Raw genomic sequence first — 14,643 nt, forward strand, 5'->3', positions numbered from 1 at the left:
TCACTGCGAAAGTCGGTCCAGGATGCGCGGCCCGAGGTCGGTGACATCGCCCGCGCCCATGGTGAGAACGAGATCACCGGCCTTCGCCATTCCCGCCACCACCGCGGGCACCTCCGCCTTGTCGTGGACCGCCGTCACGTCCGCGCCCGCGGCCCGCGCCGCCTCGATGATCAGCTCGCTCGTCACACCCGGGATCGGGTCCTCGCGCGCCGGGTAGATGTCGAGGACGACCGAGGCGTCGGCGAGGGCCAGGGACTGGCCCATCTCCTTGCCGAGCTCCTGCGTCCGCGAGAACAGGTGCGGCTGGAAGACGACCAGGATCCGGGCATCGCCCGCCGCGGAGCGCATCGCCTCCAGGTCGGCCGTCATCTCGGTCGGGTGGTGGGCGTACGAGTCGATGACCTGCACGCCCGCTACCTCGCCCTTCAGCTGCAGCCGCCGCTTCACGCCGGTGTACGCGGCCAGGGCGGGCGCCAGCTCGGCGGCCGGGACGCCCAGCGCGACGCCCGCGGCGAGCGCGGCCACGGCGTTGTGCGCGTAGTGGCGGCCGGGGACGGAGACCGTGAAGGTGAGCGGCGAGCCGTCCAGCTCGACGGTCACCTCGCTCTTCAGACCCTGCGGGACGACCGACAGCACCCGTACGTCGGCGTCCTCCGCATCGCCGTACGTCACCGTCCGCACCGAACCGGACACCCGCCGCGTCAGCTCGCGCGCACCCTCGTGGTCCGCGTTGATCACCAGCGTGCCGCCGGGCACGATCCGTGCGGCGAACGTCTCGAAGGACTCGTAGATCTCGTCCATGGACGCGTAGTTGGCGTGGTGGTCGAGCTCGACGTTGAGGACGATGGCGACCTCGGGCGCGTACTTGTGGAAGCTGCGGTCCGACTCGTCGGCCTCCGCGACGAAGATCTCGCCCTCGCCGTGCAACGCGTTGGAACCGGGAGCGTCCAGATCGCCGCCGATCGCGTACGACGGGTTCAGCCCGAGCTCGCTCAGCGACACCGCCAGCATCGAGGTCGTGGTGGTCTTGCCGTGCGTGCCGGCGACGGCGATCGGCCGCAGGCCGTCCATCAGCGCGGCGAGGGCGTCGGACCGGTGCACGACGGGGATGCCGAGCTCGGCGGCACGGGCCAGCTCCGGGTTGTCCTTGCGGATCGCCGACGACACGACGACGCAGCCGGCGTCGTCGGCGAGGTGCTCCGCCGCATGCCCGATGTGCACGGTCGCCCCCAGCGCCCGCAGCGCCTCGGCGGTCGCGGACTCCTTGGCGTCACTGCCGGCCACCTTGGCCCCACGCTGCGCAAGAATCTTCGCGATCCCCGACATCCCGGCCCCACCGATGCCGATGAAGTGCGGTCGGTCCATGGCGGGAGGAAGGCCGGGTGCCATGCGTGTCTCCTGGGATGGTGCGGCGAACGTCGAATCACCCAAACCCTATGACACACGGAATGGGGCAGGGCTACTGCTCAAGCCTTGCTGTGCGAGAACAGCTTCAGCACCGGCACCCCCACCTTGTGCCGCGCCCTGGACGCCCAGTCCCGGTGGAAGAACTCCTCCACGTAGTGGGGATCGGTCAGCACGATCACCTCGTCCGCGCCGACCTCGTCGACCAGCGTCTTGAGGGCGTCCAGCGGATGGTCCTCGATGAGCCGCCCCTCCGCCTCGCTGCCGGTGGCCTGCAGCGCCTGCAGGGACACCTCGAGTGCGCGCTCCCCGAAGTCCTTCGCCGCCGCCCCCTCCGGTACCTCCCGCTCCCGCGCGGCTTCGTCCAGCTCGCCGAGCGCGACGTCGTCGATGGCCCGCAGCAGGCGGTCCGCCTGGTCGCCGCGGGGCTGGAGCAGGACGTGGAAGGAGACCTCCTCCTCCCCGTGCAGGCTGGTGACGAACTCCACGTCTGCGGACGTCAGGGCCTTCTCGATCATCAATACGCTTGTGAACACCGGGCGCCCCTTCTGCGGAAACCATCCTGCCCCGTGATGTCACGGGGACTGCGAGATTCAGTGTGCCCGCCGAAAGCCAAGCGGAATGGTAGATTCCGCCGTTTTCGGGACCTGCGGTACCGCTGAACGATTTTCAAGTCCGCTGGTAGCGGCCGAACAGAAACCCCTCCTCCTCCAGCAGTGACACAAGCCCGAACCGTTGCGGAACCGCGACAGTCGGTCCCCCGGCGATCCGCTGCGCGTCCCCCGCCGTGAGCATCGGCGCCACGGTGAGGCACAGCTCGTCCAGCACCCCCGCCGCCACCAGCTGCCCGAGCAGCCGCGGACCGCCCTCGGTCAGCAGCCGGGTGTGCCCGAGCTCCCCGAGGGCCTGTACGGCACGGACGGGCTCCACACCCATCCCGTCACCGGCGATCACGACCCGCGCGCCCGCCTTCTCGGCGGCGGCGATGCGGTCGGGGGCCGCGGCGGCACCCGTGAGAACCAAGGTCGGCACCAGCGGCGAGGTGAACAGCGGAAGGGAGAAGTCCAGGTCCAGGCTCGCGGTGACCACCGCGACGGCCGGCGCCGCCTCCTGCCCGGCCGCCTGCCGCGCCTCGGCGAACTCCGCACGCGCGCGTGCGGGCCGGTATGCCTCCTGACGTACCGTTTCCGCACCGACGATCACCACGTCCGCCAGCGCCCGCAGCGTCCCGAAGATCCGCATGTCGGCCGCGTTGGAGATGGGCTGCGACTTGCCGTCGTGCTGCGCGGCGCCGTCCAGCGTGGAGACCATGTTGGCCCGCAGCCAGGGCACGCGCCGCCCGCCGGCGGTCGGCTCGGGACAGGCGTAGGCGGCGGCGAGCTCGGCGAGGCTCCACTCCCGGTCGGTCAGGGCGCCGGGAACACCGCCCCCACCGGCCGCACCCTCCTCGTCGGAAGCTGCCGGCACTGTCTGGTCGGTCACAGGGAACAGGCGTCGCATGTCGTGCAGTGTTCCACGACGCTTAGCATGGGTAACCGTGTCGTCCTCGCCTTCCGCACCCGGTATCGGTCCGATAGCCACCGCGGCCCCGCTGTCCCTGTGCGCCCGCACTCCGCACGTCCCCGCGGACCGCCTGGTCGCCGAGATGGTGCCGCCACCGCGCTTCGACTCGGTCCGGTTCAGCACGTACATACCGGACCCGAACCAGCCCAGCCAGACCGAGGCCGTACGCGTCCTCGATGGCTTCGCGGCCGGACTCGGCGGGGCGCACGCCGTCGGCGGCGGCAAGCGCGGCTTCTTCGGATTCGGCAGGCCCAAGGCGCCCAAGACCCCGGCCGGCCCCCGCGGCGTCTACCTCGACGGCGGCTACGGCGTCGGCAAGACCCACCTGCTCGCCTCCCTCTGGCACGCCACCCCGGCGGAGCCCGCACTCAAGGCGTTCGGCACGTTCGTCGAGCTGACCAACCTGGTCGGCGCCCTCGGCTTCCAGCAGACCGTGCAGACCCTCAGCGGCCACCGGCTGCTGTGCATCGACGAGTTCGAGCTCGACGACCCCGGCGACACCGTCCTCGTGTCGACCCTGCTGGGCAAGCTCGTCGATGCCGGCGTCGCCCTCGCCGCCACCTCCAACACCCTCCCCGGCAAGCTCGGCGAGGGCCGTTTCGCGGCGGCTGATTTCCTTCGGGAGATCCAGGGCCTGTCCGCCCGCTTCCGCACCCTGCGCATCGACGGCGAGGACTACCGCCACCGCGGTCTGCCCGAGGCGCCGGCGCCGTACTCCGACGAGCAGGTGACGAAGGCGGCGTACGCCACCGCGGGCGCCTCGCTCGACGACTTTCCGCACCTTCTCGACCACCTCGCCAAGGTCCACCCCAGCCGCTACGGCGCGCTGACCGACGGGCTGAAGGCGGTCTGCCTCACCGACGTCGAGGCAGTGCCCGACCAGTCGACCGCCCTGCGGCTCGTCGTCCTCGCGGACCGGCTCTACGACCGTGAAGTACCCGTCCTGGCCTCCGGGTTGCCCTTCGACAGGCTCTTCAGCGAGGAGATGCTGAACGGCGGCTACCGGAAGAAGTACTTCAGGGCGATTTCCCGGCTCACGGCTCTGGCCCGGGACGGCAAGCGGCTCGCCGAGAGCGACTAGATCAAGCCACCCCACCAGCGCATTTCAGGCTCTCTTCAGCTCGAAACGTTAAGTTAACCCTGCAAACAACTTTGCAGGGTTAACGTGTTTCTTGACCAGTCATTGACCCGCCCTTGGTCAATGGGTGGTCAATGCGAGAAGTGTGAATCACCTGGAGGGGGGCGCATGTTCCGACGTACGACGATCCGGACCACGTTTGCGCTCCTCGCCGCCGTGCTGCTCGCCTTCCAGTTCTTCGCACCCGCGGAGTCCTTCGCAGCCGCGCACACGGTCCGTCAGGTCGAGGCCAAAGCCCAGCCCGGAATTAAGCTGTCCGGCAAGGCGCTGCGCGACGAGACACTCACGCACCGTCACTGCGACCACTCCGGAGGCCCGACGGGCCCCCTGCGCACCCGAGACCGCCACCGCGCGGTCGACTTCGCCCCCGAGGGTCCCGAACGAGGCCTGCCGGCCGAGGACCCCGCGGCCGTACACCAACCGGCCGTGCCCAGGGCGCCGCGCACGTCGAGACCCTCGACAGCGCACTCTCCGGCAGCACTTCAGGTCTTCCGCTGCTGACAGCAGAGCAGTTTCTCTCTCCCCCACATCTGTCCTGCCCACACCGACGCGCCATTGCGGCGCGCCAGGAGGAGTCACCACATCATGCAGCCCCTCATCGACAACGCCCGTACGTTCGGACAGCGCCCTGAGGAGTTCGCCAAACTCGCCGAAGGCCAGTCCCCGCAGGTGCTGTTCATCACCTGCTCCGACTCCAGGGTCGTCCCGGCCCTGATCACCGGCGCCCGCCCGGGCGAGCTCTTCGAGCTGCGCACCGCGGGCAACATCGTCCCGCCGTACGCCTCCGAGCACCCCACCAGCGAGGCCTGCACCATCGAGTACGCCGTGGAGGTGCTCGGCGTCAGCGACATCGTGGTCTGCGGCCACTCGCACTGCGGCGCCGTGGGCGCCCTGGTGCGCGGCGACGACCTGACCGCCGTACCGGCCGTGCGCGACTGGCTGTCCAACGCCACGCCGCGTCCGGCGGGCACGGTCGAGGACCCGACCGTCACCGAGGGCGTGCAGAGCCACGTCCTGACGCAGCTGCTGCGGCTGCGCTCGTACCCGTACATCGAGAAGAAGCTGAAGGACCGTCAACTGACCCTGCATGCCTGGTTCTACGAGGTCCACACCGGCGCCGTCCTGGCGCACGACGCCGGGTCCGACACCTTCCAGGGTCTGTGAGCGCCGCGATGACCAAATACCCTCACCTGCGGCAGGACTTCGCCGCATCGCTGGTCGTCTTCCTCGTCGCGCTCCCGCTGTGCGTGGGCGTGGCCGTCGCCTCCGGCGTCCCGGCCGAACTCGGTCTGGTCACCGGCATCGTGGGCGGCATCGTCACCGGGCTCATGCGCGGCAGCAGCCTGCAGGTCTCCGGGCCTGCGGCCGGTCTGACCGTGCTGGTCTTCGAGGCGGTGCAGGAGTTCGGGCTGCCGGCCCTGGGCGTGATCGTCCTCGCCACCGGTGTGCTCCAGCTCCTGATGGGCGCCCTGAAGCTGGGGCGTTACTTCCGGGCCATCTCGGTCTCGGTGGTCGAGGGCATGCTGGCCGGCATCGGCCTCGTGCTGATCGCCGGGCAGCTGTACTCGATGGCGGACGCCAAGGCGCCCGCCTCCGGCCTCGCGAAGATAGCGGGCATCCCCGAGGCGCTCGTCGAGGCCTTCGGGAACACGGGCGCGCTGGCCTCCCTGGGGCTCGGCGCGGGCACCATCGCCGTACTCGTGCTGTGGAAGCGCATGCCGAAGCAGGTGCGCACGGTCCCCGGGCCGCTCGCCGCCGTCGGTCTCGCGACCGTCGCCGCGCTGGTGTTCTCCCTGCCGGTGGCCACCGTCGAGGTGCAGGGGCTGCTGGGCTCCGTCCAGCCACCCCCGCTGAGCGCCTTCGGCGACCTGGCGAACATCGGTCTGCTCGGCACCATCGTCGCGTTCACGCTGATCGCGTCCGCCGAGTCGCTGTTCAGCGCGGCGGCCGTGGACCGGCTGCACGACGGCCCGCGCACCGAGTACGACAAGGAACTGATGGCGCAGGGCGCGGGCAACGCGATCTGCGGTGTGCTCGGCGCACTGCCGATGACCGCGGTCATCGTGCGCAGCGCGGCGAACGTCCAGGCGGGCGCGAGGACGAAGGCGTCCCGTGTGCTGCACGGCGTGTGGCTGCTGCTGTTCGCGGCCCTGCTGCCGGGCGTCCTCGCCTACATCCCGATCCCGGCGCTCGCGGGCATCCTCGTGTACTCCGGCGCCAAGCTGATCCCCGTCCGCGAGATCGTGTCGCTGTGGCGCGAGCACCGCGGCGAGGCGCTGATCCTGGTCGTCACTGCCGTGTCGATCGTCGCGGTCAGCATGTTCGAGGGTGTCCTGATCGGTCTGGCTCTCGCCGTCGTCAAGACCGCCTGGGAGGCCTCGCACATCAAGCTCGAGGTCATCGACAAGGGCGCGGGCCCCGTCCAGGCGTACCTGTCGGGCAACGCCACCTTCCTGCGGCTGCCGAAGATCCTCGACAGCCTGGAGGCGCTGCCCCAGGACCGCCCGGTGGAGCTGGACCTCTCCGGTCTGCACCACCTGGACCACGCCTGCCGTACAGCGCTGGAGAACTGGGCCGAGCGGCACAGCGCGGTCGGCACCGAGCCGGTGCGGGTCACGACGCCGTAGCGCATGGGTGGCTGGTCCCGGGTCCGTCGTGGCCCAGGACCAGCCACCGGGCATATCGTTACAGAAGCAGACATACGAGGCCTCTGACAGAGGAGGTCGTGATGGTCCCTGAGCTGGTGACGGCGGCCGTGGCGGCCGGTACCGCCGGGCTCGTCTACCTCGCCGCGGCGGCGAAGGTCGTCAAGCAGTACGAGCGCGGAGTGGTCTTCCGGCTCGGGCGGCTCACCGGTGCCGTCCGAGAGCCCGGTTTCACGACGATCGTCCCGTTCGTGGACCGGATGAACAAGGTGAACATGCAGATCGTCACGCTGCCGGTGCCGGCCCAGGAGGGCATCACCCGGGACAACGTGACGGTGCGCGTGGACGCCGTCGTCTACTTCCGCGTGGTCGACGCGGCGAGCGCGCTGGTCAAGGTCGAGGACTACAAGTTCGCGGTCTCCCAGATGGCGCAGACGTCCCTGCGCTCGATCATCGGCAAGAGCGAGCTGGACGATCTGCTGTCCAACCGCGAGAAGCTCAACGAGGGACTGGAGCTGATGATCGACAGCCCGGCCGTCGGCTGGGGCGTGCAGGTCGACCGCGTCGAGATCAAGGACGTGTCGCTGCCGGAGTCGATGAAGCGCTCCATGGCCCGCCAGGCCGAGGCCGACCGCGAGCGCCGGGCCCGCATCATCAACGCGGACGCCGAGCTCCAGGCGTCGAAGAAGCTCGCCGAGGCCGCCGCGCAGATGTCCGATCAGCCCGCCGCACTCCAGCTGCGGCTGCTGCAGACGGTCGTCGCGGTCGCCGCCGAGAAGAACTCGACGCTGGTGCTCCCCTTCCCCGTAGAGCTGCTGCGCTTCCTGGAGAGGGCGCAGGAGCATCCGCCGGAGCACCCGCACGACCATCAGTCCGATCACCGGCCCGATCAACAGGGTCATCACGAGATCGAGAAGTGACACGTGCTACGCGCGTGGTTCCCGCACCGCGTGACGGGTGATAGACACAGCGGCGTCACAGTTCCTGTCCGCCAGCAGGAAGGTTGCACCCTTCATGTCTGCAACACGACGTCAGATCCTTGCCCGCAGCGGTGCCCTGGGAGCCGGCATCGCCTTCACCGGGGCTCTCTCCGAACTCTTCGCCGGAACCGCCGCCGCCCAGCCCCTGGGCCACACGGGCTACGGCCCCCTGGTCCCCGACCCGAACGGCCTGCTCGACCTCCCGAAGGGCTTCCACTACAAGGTCCTCTCCCGCGAGGGCGACCAACTCCGCTCGAAAGAAGGCACCGTCCCCTCCAACCACGACGGCATGACCGCCCTGCCCACGAGAGGCGGCAGTGCCGGTCGCGTACACCTGGTCCGCAACCACGAGAACCGCCCCACCGCCAAGTACGCCGTCCCGACCGTCGCGGGCCTCACCTACGACCCCGCGGGCAAGGGCGGCTGTACGGCCCTCACCCTCGACTCCCGCAACAACGTCCTGTCCGAACGGGTCGCCATCGCCGGTACGGCCGTCAACTGCGCGGGCGGGCCCAGCCCTTGGGGCACCTGGCTGACCTGCGAGGAGACCGAGGACAAGGCCGGCACCAACGGCTACACCAAGGACCACGGCTTCATCTTCGAGGTCGACCCGTCCGACCCGCACCGCACGGGCGCCGTACCGCTGACCGCGATGGGCCGCTTCCAGCACGAGGCGATCGCGATCGACCCGGGACGCGGGATCGTCTACGAGACCGAGGACGCCTTCCTCAAGCCCTTCGGCCTCTTCTACCGCTTCCTGCCCAACAGGCCCTTGGGAGGCGTCGGTTCACTCCGCGCGGGCGGCCGTCTCCAGGCGATGCGCGTGCCCGGCGTACCCGACCTGTCCACGATCCAGGAGCCCGGCGCCACCTTCGACGGCATCGAGTGGATCGACGTACCGGACCCTCTCGCCGCCCAAACCCCCGTCCGCCTGCAGGACTTCGGCCCGAAGGGCATCACGCACGCGCAGAAGCTGGAGGGCTGCTACTGGGGCGGGCGGTGCGTGTACTTCGTGTCGTCGTTCGCGCACAGCGCCGACGGCTCGGCGGCCGACCACTACGGCCAGATCTGGCGCTACGACCCCTCGTCGCACCGCCTGACCCTGGTGGTCGTCTTCGGTCCGGACACCGACGTACAACTCCCCGGCGAGTCCCCGGACAACATCTGCCTCGCCCCGAGCGGCGGCCTCATGGTCTGCGAGGACGGCAACGGCGCCCAGCACGTCTTCGGCGTGACGAGGAGCGGCGAGGTGTACGCGATGGCACGCGGAAGGCAGAACATCGGCACCCCGGACGCGCCGGAGTGGGGCGAGTTCGCGGGCGTCACCTTCTCCCCGGACGGCGGCACGATGTACGTCAACTGCTACACCCCGGGCACGACGTTCGCGGTGACGGGTCCTTGGCGCAGGTAGCGGGGACCCGGGGGCGCGACTAGCGTTCCGCCCATGGACCGCAGGCTCGTGATCGTGGCCCTCGCGGCCGTGACGGGGCTCGCGTCGGGCTGCGGGGACGACGGGAAGGGTTCCGCCGTCCCCGCACCCAGCGCCTCGCACCGCATCGCCGTGTCGAGCGCCGCCTTCGCCGACGGCGGCACGATCCCGCGCCGGTACACCTGCGACGGCGAGAACGTCTCCCCTCCCCTGGCCCTCTCCGGCATCCCCGCCACGGCCACCACCCTGGCCGTCCTGGTCGAGGACCCCGACGCCCCGCACGGCACCTTCACCCACTGGCTGCTCTGGAACGCGGACGCGAAGGAGACACGGTGGGCAGCAGGTCGAGCACCTGAGGGAGCGACGCAGGGCCGCAACGGCTTCAAGAAGCAGGGCTACGGCGGCCCCTGCCCGCCCAAGGGCAGCGAACCCCACCACTACGTCTTCTCGGTCTACGCCACCGACCGCACCCTCGACCTCCCCTCCGACGCCTCGGCCGACGATCTGAAGCGGGCCCTGGCCGACCACACCGTGGCCTCGGGCACCCTGACCGGCCGCTACGGCCGCTGACCGGAAGGGACCAGCCGCGGGGGAAGGGAAGCGCGCCGGTCCACCATTCGACCTATTTGTACGGTTATGTTCATGCGGTGATCATTCGAGTACGACAAGTCACCGCCGCCTGCGCACTCGGCGCCGTCCTCACCGCCTGCGGCGCTCCCGACGCGCCCCACGCCGCCCGCCCGGCACCTTCCGCGACCTCCGCCGCGCCGTCCCGGCCGCCGACCCTCGCCCCGGGGCCCGCCGGACTGACCCCCGTCTTCAAGAACGGTCCGCGCACGCAGGGCAGGACGGTCGCGCTCACCTTCGACGCCGACATGACCGCGGACGAGGGCGCGCGGGCGGCACGCGGTGAGAGGTTCGACAATCCGCAGCTCATCGCGACGCTGCGGGCGTTGAAGGTGCCGGCCACCGTGTTCATGACCGGGCGGTGGGCCGAGCAGTACCCGGTGCAGGCCCGGTCGATCGGGCGGGACCCGCTCTTCGAGGTCGCCAACCACTCCTACAGCCACTACGCCTTCACCGGTGACTGCTACGGACTGCCGACCGTCGCCGGGGACCGGATGCGCTCGGACGTCGAGCGGGCGTACACCGCGTTCCGCAAGGCCGGGGTGCCGGACGCGATGCCGTACTTCCGCTTCCCCGGCGGCTGTTACGACCGGCAGGCCCTGAAGTCGCTGGCCGCGACCGGCGTCACCGCCGTGCAGTGGGACGTGGTGAGCGGGGACGCATTCGCGACGGACGCCGACGCGGTGGCCCGGCAGGTGCTGGAGGGCGTGCGGCCGGGCTCGGTCGTCGTCATGCACTGCACGCGCAGCGCCGCCCCGGCGACCGAGCGGGCCGTGCGGACCGTCGTGCCGGAGCTGCGCAAACAGGGCTTCCGGTTCGTGAAGGTCTCCGAGCTGATCGGGGCCGAGGACCGCCTGCGATGACCGGCTTACGCTGGTGGCATGAGCGACGACAGCGACGACGCGTACTGCCTGATCGACGCCACCCGGCCGCCGAAGGCCGACGGGCCGCCGTACGCGGAGTGCGTGCTGTGCCGGGAGCCGACCGAGTATCCCGAGTCGTACAAGGGGATCACGATGTGCCCGGTCTGCGAGTGGCAGGAGGCACAGCGCACGGCCTGTTCAGGGTGAACCGCCTGGTCAGGGTGACCGGCGGGACGTCAGCGCGCAGGCCGCCGCGGTGGCCGCTGCCGCAAGGACGGCGGCCGCCGCGAGTGGCAGCAGGGGTACAGGGACCTTGCCCGACTGAGAGCCGGTGACCAGGCCGCTGACCGCCGCCTGCGCCGGGGAGCCCGTCGCCACCACCGACAGGAGCGCCGTCAGCAGCATCGCCGGGACCGCCCGGCCGGGTGAGCGCAGCACCGGCCAGTTGGTGAGCGCGCCGACGGCCGTGCCGAGCAGCGCGCAGGCCAGGGCGGCGAGCAGTCCGGCCACGGTCGCCGGGAGCAGCGCGATGCGGGTGCGGTGGTCGGTGCTCGTCGGACTGCTGATCAGCGCCACGACCACGGTCGCGGCCACGCCGAGCGCCGCCGACGCAATCAACGCCACCAGCAGCCGGGCCAGATGTGCCTGCCCCGGCCCTACGGGCGCCGCCACGCACGCGCGTGCCGCGGGCGGCTCGACCGTGACGCAGATGCGTACCAGCCACGCGGCGACGGGCAGCAGGGCGGCGGCCGCGTAACCGAGCGAGTCCAGCACCGGCTGCCCGCTCTGCACGCCGATCCCCAGGAAGGCCGCGTACAGGATGATCGGCGGCAGCCAGCGCTGCGAACGCACGAGGAGGGCGGCCTGGTAGCGGAGGAGGGCGGTCGTCATCGGTCGCTTTCCTTGTCGAGGGGGCGGACGCTGATCACATGCCACGGCGGGCGGGCCGTCAGCAGGGCGCGCAGCACGACGTCCGAATGGGAGGCGGGGACCGTGAGCCGGTACCTACCCGCCGAGGTCCTCGTCACGTCCGCCGACGGATGCGCCGGCGGCCGTCCGTCCGCCGGTCCCTGCACCTCGACGGCGACCCCTGGGCCGGCCGGTGCGGGAGTGATTTCCTGCGTACGGCGCTCGAGGCCGCCGTCGCGGACGGTGTACGTCGCCTCGGGCGCACCCGCCAGGCGGCGCGGGTCGTGGTCGACGAACACCACGGCGCCGCCCGCCGCGGTGCGCTCGGCGACGGCGCGCTCCAGCTCGGCGCGGGCGGCTTCGTCCAGGCCGGTCCATGCCTCGTCGAGGACGAGCAACTCCGGCTCGGCGAGCAGGGCCTGCGCCACGGCGACCTTCTGGCTGCTGCCCTTCGAGAGCTGGGCCATGGGGGTGCGGGCGTAGGCGCCGGCGCCGAAGCGCTCCAGCCAGGTGCCGGCGGCGCGTTCGGCGGTGGGGCGGGACAGGCCGTGCACCGTGCCGAGGTGGGTGAGGTAGCCGAGGGGGGTGAAGGGAAGGGCGGACGGGAAGCGTTCGGGGACGTACGCGGTGCGGGGACGGCCGGTGATGCGGCCCTCGCTGGGGGCGTCGATGCCGGCGAGGAGGCGGAGGAGGGTGGACTTGCCGGTGCCGTTCGGTCCTTCCACGCGGGTGAGGGTGCCCATGGGGACGGCCAGGTGGACGCCGCGTAAGACCCAGGGGCCGCGGAAGCCGTAGCGGCGGCCGACGTTGTCCAGCCGTAGATCGCGTTGCATGAGGGTATTTTGGTTCGATCTCGTCGCGGGGGTGATGATCGTCTCGGTCTGCAGGACGTCTGTGGCCGGTCGCGCCCACGCGGCGGAGCCGCAAATTGACACCGCCCCGCGCCCCTTAAGGTTGGCTGCCGTGAGCCTTGATTCGAACGCCCCCGGCGACAGCCCCTTCCAGTCCGAGGCGAGCGCCCGCGACGACGCGCCCCAGTTCGTGCTGCCCCTCGTCGTGCGGATCGAGAAGGCGGCGCCGCCCGCGCGTACCGATGCGCTGGAGACGGCCGCCCGGGCCGTGCTCGCGATGCTCAGCGATGAGCGGTCCGTCGGGGACGGTGAGTGGGCGCAGGTCATGAGCGACTGGCAGGACGCGCGGATCCGGAAGGTCGTGCGGCGGGCCCGTGGTGCCGAGTGGCGGCGGGCCGAGGCGTTGCCCGGGATCACCGTGCAGGGGAAGTCGGCCGAGGTGCGGGTCTTTCCGCCCGTGCCGCTCGACGGATGGCCCAGGGAACTGGCCAAGTTGCAGGTCTCCGGCACCGACCTCGACGACCCCGAGCCGCCGGTGGAGGCGGATCCCGCGCAGCCCGTGCTGTGGCTGAACCCGGACCTCGACATGTCGGCCGGCAAGGCCATGGCCCAGGCGGGGCACGCTGCCCAACTGGCCTGGTGGGAGCTGTCGGACGAGGAGCGGGCCGCCTGGCGCGACGCCGGTTTTCCGCTCGCCGTGCGGACCGCGGACCCGGCGCGTTGGAGTCGACTGACCGGCAGCGGGCTGCCGTTGGTGCGCGACGCGGGGTTCACCGAGATCGCCCCCGGCTCCTGCACCGTGGTCGCCGACCACCCGGCATTGCGATGACCCGCCTCGACGGCAGGGTCGAACGGGGCAACCGCACCCGGCAGTTGGTGCTGGGCCGTACCGTCGAGATCGCCTCCGTCGAGGGGCTGGAGGCCTTGTCAGTGGGGCGGCTCGCGACGGAGTTGCAGCTCAGCAAGAGCGGGGTGTTCGCGCTCTTCGGATCGAAGGAGGAGCTGCAGCTCGCCACCGTGCGCGAGGCGGGCCGCATCTTCGCCGAGCGGGTGGTCCGTCCTGCCGAGGAGGAGGCGGCCGGGGTCGGCCGGGTGTGGCGGTTGTGCGAGCTGTGGCTGGAGTACTCGCGGGGCCGGGTCTTCCCGGGCGGCTGCTTCTTCTACGAGGTGATCGCCGAGTTCGACGCCCGCACCGGGCCGGTGCACGACGCCGTGGTGCGCTCCCAGCGCGGCTGGACGGCTCTTGTGGAGCGCACGATCGGCGAGGCGTGCGCCGCGGGAGAGCTGCGCGCCGACACGGATGTGCCCCAACTCGCCTTCGAGGTCGTGGCGTTGATGGAGACGGCCAACGTGGTCTCCGTGCTGCACGGCGAGGAGAACGCGTACAGGCGGGCCCGGGTGGGCATCGCGGCGCGGTTGAGGGCGGCTGCGGTGGATCCGGAGCGGGTTCCGCAAGTTCCCTGAGCCGCTTGTGTGTTGACCGGTACCTGGATGGCGGGTCGCGGAAAACAAGTAGCACGACCGTTCGCATAGTTTTAGGCTCGGGTCATGACTGTCACCGAAGCGGACATCGTCGAGCTGGACCGGGCCGCCGTGCGCGAGGCGGTTCGAGTGGTGGATCTGGCGCAGGGCGAGGACTGGGAGCGGGACACCCCGTGCGCCGGGTGGACCCTGCGGCGGCTGGTGGCGCACATGGCGGCGCAGCATCACGGGTTCGCGGCCGCCGCGCGAGGTGCGGGGCGGGAGGCGGCGCACTGGCGGGAGCCCGAGGACATGAGCGAGCCGGCGCGTGTGCACCGGGCGGCCGCGGCGGCCGTCCTCGACGCCTTCGGTGAACCCGGCGTCCAGGAGCGGGAGTTCGCGCTGCCGGAGCTCGGTGGGAGCTTTCCGGGGCGGATGGCGATCGGCTTCCACTTCATCGACTACGTGGTGCACGCCTGGGACGTCGCCGCCGCGCTCGGAGTCCCGGTGGAGCTGCCGGACGAGGTGCTCGACGCGGCACTCGCCGTCGCCCGGCGCGTCCCGGCCGACCCGGCGCGGCGGGGACCGGGCTTCGCGTTCGCGTCCGTGATGGAGGGGCCCGCGGGTGCGGGGCCGCTGGAGGAGGCGCTGCGGCTGCTCGGGCGGGCGCCGGAGCAGTGGCCGACGCGGACGTGAAGGTCGTACGAATGCGCAGGTGAGAGTCGTGCGACTTTGCCAGCCGTTTAATTCTTTACCCGTTGTTTGAACAACGG

The 14,643-nt window shown here is 71.3% G+C and carries 17 protein-coding genes; 12 read left to right on the forward strand and 5 right to left on the reverse strand.

Translation table 11 applies throughout. The features are described 5' to 3' along the window. The 3 genes from murC to ACFY1L_RS15515 form a co-directional block, all read right to left on the reverse strand. A complete protein-coding gene (gene murC / locus ACFY1L_RS15505; protein ID WP_388823502.1) occupies nucleotides 1–1,389 on the reverse strand; it encodes a UDP-N-acetylmuramate--L-alanine ligase in 1,389 nt (462 codons plus the stop codon). A gap of 77 nt (nucleotides 1,390–1,466) precedes the next feature. Further along, nucleotides 1,467–1,940: an indole-3-glycerol phosphate synthase gene (locus ACFY1L_RS15510; RefSeq protein WP_388823504.1), complete on the reverse strand. Its 474-nt coding sequence runs from the start codon at nucleotides 1,938–1,940 to the stop codon at nucleotides 1,467–1,469. Nucleotides 1,941–2,073: 133 nt separating this feature from the next. After that, a complete protein-coding gene (locus ACFY1L_RS15515) occupies nucleotides 2,074–2,904 on the reverse strand; it encodes a pyrimidine reductase family protein (protein ID WP_388823506.1) in 831 nt (276 codons plus the stop codon). 37 nt (nucleotides 2,905–2,941) lie between these two features. Between ACFY1L_RS15515 and zapE the strand changes: the two genes are divergently transcribed. The 9 genes from zapE (at nucleotide 2,942) to ACFY1L_RS15560 (ending at nucleotide 10,856) form a co-directional block, all read left to right on the forward strand. Continuing rightward, nucleotides 2,942–4,048 carry a cell division protein ZapE gene (zapE, locus tag ACFY1L_RS15520; RefSeq protein WP_388823508.1) on the forward strand — a complete coding sequence of 369 codons (1,107 nt, stop codon included), beginning with the start codon at nucleotides 2,942–2,944 and terminating at the stop codon, nucleotides 4,046–4,048. Nucleotides 4,049–4,213: 165 nt separating this feature from the next. Then, nucleotides 4,214–4,606: a hypothetical protein gene (locus tag ACFY1L_RS15525; protein WP_388823510.1), complete on the forward strand. Its 393-nt coding sequence runs from the start codon at nucleotides 4,214–4,216 to the stop codon at nucleotides 4,604–4,606. 84 nt (nucleotides 4,607–4,690) lie between these two features. Next, nucleotides 4,691–5,269 carry a carbonic anhydrase gene (locus ACFY1L_RS15530; RefSeq protein ID WP_388823512.1) on the forward strand — a complete coding sequence of 193 codons (579 nt, stop codon included), beginning with the start codon at nucleotides 4,691–4,693 and terminating at the stop codon, nucleotides 5,267–5,269. Between the two features lie 8 nt (nucleotides 5,270–5,277). After that, nucleotides 5,278–6,732, forward strand: a complete 1,455-nt coding sequence (locus tag ACFY1L_RS15535; protein WP_388823514.1) for a SulP family inorganic anion transporter — start codon at nucleotides 5,278–5,280, stop codon at nucleotides 6,730–6,732. 101 nt (nucleotides 6,733–6,833) lie between these two features. Further along, nucleotides 6,834–7,670 carry a slipin family protein gene (locus tag ACFY1L_RS15540; RefSeq protein WP_388823516.1) on the forward strand — a complete coding sequence of 279 codons (837 nt, stop codon included), beginning with the start codon at nucleotides 6,834–6,836 and terminating at the stop codon, nucleotides 7,668–7,670. 94 nt (nucleotides 7,671–7,764) lie between these two features. Next, nucleotides 7,765–9,141, forward strand: coding sequence for an alkaline phosphatase PhoX (locus tag ACFY1L_RS15545; RefSeq protein WP_388823518.1), 1,377 nt, complete (start codon nucleotides 7,765–7,767; stop codon nucleotides 9,139–9,141). Between the two features lie 33 nt (nucleotides 9,142–9,174). After that, nucleotides 9,175–9,729: a YbhB/YbcL family Raf kinase inhibitor-like protein gene (locus tag ACFY1L_RS15550; RefSeq protein ID WP_388823520.1), complete on the forward strand. Its 555-nt coding sequence runs from the start codon at nucleotides 9,175–9,177 to the stop codon at nucleotides 9,727–9,729. A gap of 77 nt (nucleotides 9,730–9,806) precedes the next feature. Beyond that, a complete protein-coding gene (locus tag ACFY1L_RS15555; RefSeq protein ID WP_388823522.1) occupies nucleotides 9,807–10,649 on the forward strand; it encodes a polysaccharide deacetylase family protein in 843 nt (280 codons plus the stop codon). Nucleotides 10,650–10,667: 18 nt separating this feature from the next. Continuing rightward, nucleotides 10,668–10,856: a hypothetical protein gene (locus ACFY1L_RS15560; protein ID WP_361260748.1), complete on the forward strand. Its 189-nt coding sequence runs from the start codon at nucleotides 10,668–10,670 to the stop codon at nucleotides 10,854–10,856. Nucleotides 10,857–10,865: 9 nt separating this feature from the next. Here ACFY1L_RS15560 and ACFY1L_RS15565 read toward each other — a convergent pair whose 3' ends face one another. Together ACFY1L_RS15565 and ACFY1L_RS15570 are read right to left on the reverse strand one after the other, a co-directional pair. Beyond that, nucleotides 10,866–11,540 (reverse strand): ABC transporter, encoded by a 675-nt coding sequence (locus tag ACFY1L_RS15565; protein ID WP_388823524.1) that lies wholly within the window; start codon nucleotides 11,538–11,540, stop codon nucleotides 10,866–10,868. Then, nucleotides 11,537–12,391: an ATP-binding cassette domain-containing protein gene (locus tag ACFY1L_RS15570; protein WP_388823526.1), complete on the reverse strand. Its 855-nt coding sequence runs from the start codon at nucleotides 12,389–12,391 to the stop codon at nucleotides 11,537–11,539. Before ACFY1L_RS15570 ends, ACFY1L_RS15565 begins: the two co-directional genes overlap by 4 nt. A 130-nt stretch (nucleotides 12,392–12,521) precedes the next feature. Here ACFY1L_RS15570 and ACFY1L_RS15575 point away from each other — a divergent pair, with 130 nt between their 5' ends. The 3 genes from ACFY1L_RS15575 (at nucleotide 12,522) to ACFY1L_RS15585 (ending at nucleotide 14,566) form a co-directional block, all read left to right on the forward strand. After that, on the forward strand, nucleotides 12,522–13,238 hold the full coding sequence (locus ACFY1L_RS15575; protein WP_388823528.1) for a peptidyl-tRNA hydrolase: 717 nt from the start codon (nucleotides 12,522–12,524) through the stop codon (nucleotides 13,236–13,238). Then, nucleotides 13,229–13,873: a TetR/AcrR family transcriptional regulator gene (locus tag ACFY1L_RS15580; RefSeq protein WP_388824019.1), complete on the forward strand. Its 645-nt coding sequence runs from the start codon at nucleotides 13,229–13,231 to the stop codon at nucleotides 13,871–13,873. Before ACFY1L_RS15575 ends, ACFY1L_RS15580 begins: the two co-directional genes overlap by 10 nt. 84 nt (nucleotides 13,874–13,957) lie before the next feature. Continuing rightward, nucleotides 13,958–14,566 (forward strand): TIGR03086 family metal-binding protein, encoded by a 609-nt coding sequence (locus ACFY1L_RS15585; RefSeq protein ID WP_388823530.1) that lies wholly within the window; start codon nucleotides 13,958–13,960, stop codon nucleotides 14,564–14,566. The last annotated feature ends 77 nt before the right edge of the window (nucleotides 14,567–14,643 follow it).

Origin of the sequence: Streptomyces sp. NPDC001663, from assembly GCF_042893105.1 — a bacterium.
Lineage (GTDB): Bacteria > Actinomycetota > Actinomycetes > Streptomycetales > Streptomycetaceae > Streptomyces.

Coding starts and splice junctions, on each gene's coding strand:
- ACFY1L_RS15550 (WP_388823520.1), top strand. CDS start 9,175: ATGGACCGCAGGCTCGTGATCGTGGCCCTCGCGGCCGTGACGGGGCTC.
- ACFY1L_RS15560 (WP_361260748.1), top strand. CDS start 10,668: ATGAGCGACGACAGCGACGACGCGTACTGCCTGATCGACGCCACCCGG.
- ACFY1L_RS15545 (WP_388823518.1), top strand. CDS start 7,765: ATGTCTGCAACACGACGTCAGATCCTTGCCCGCAGCGGTGCCCTGGGA.
- ACFY1L_RS15530 (WP_388823512.1), top strand. CDS start 4,691: ATGCAGCCCCTCATCGACAACGCCCGTACGTTCGGACAGCGCCCTGAG.
- ACFY1L_RS15535 (WP_388823514.1), top strand. CDS start 5,278: ATGACCAAATACCCTCACCTGCGGCAGGACTTCGCCGCATCGCTGGTC.
- ACFY1L_RS15525 (WP_388823510.1), top strand. CDS start 4,214: ATGTTCCGACGTACGACGATCCGGACCACGTTTGCGCTCCTCGCCGCC.
- ACFY1L_RS15540 (WP_388823516.1), top strand. CDS start 6,834: ATGGTCCCTGAGCTGGTGACGGCGGCCGTGGCGGCCGGTACCGCCGGG.
- murC (WP_388823502.1), bottom strand. CDS start 1,389: ATGGCACCCGGCCTTCCTCCCGCCATGGACCGACCGCACTTCATCGGC.
- ACFY1L_RS15515 (WP_388823506.1), bottom strand. CDS start 2,904: ATGCGACGCCTGTTCCCTGTGACCGACCAGACAGTGCCGGCAGCTTCC.
- ACFY1L_RS15570 (WP_388823526.1), bottom strand. CDS start 12,391: ATGCAACGCGATCTACGGCTGGACAACGTCGGCCGCCGCTACGGCTTC.
- ACFY1L_RS15565 (WP_388823524.1), bottom strand. CDS start 11,540: ATGACGACCGCCCTCCTCCGCTACCAGGCCGCCCTCCTCGTGCGTTCG.
- ACFY1L_RS15585 (WP_388823530.1), top strand. CDS start 13,958: ATGACTGTCACCGAAGCGGACATCGTCGAGCTGGACCGGGCCGCCGTG.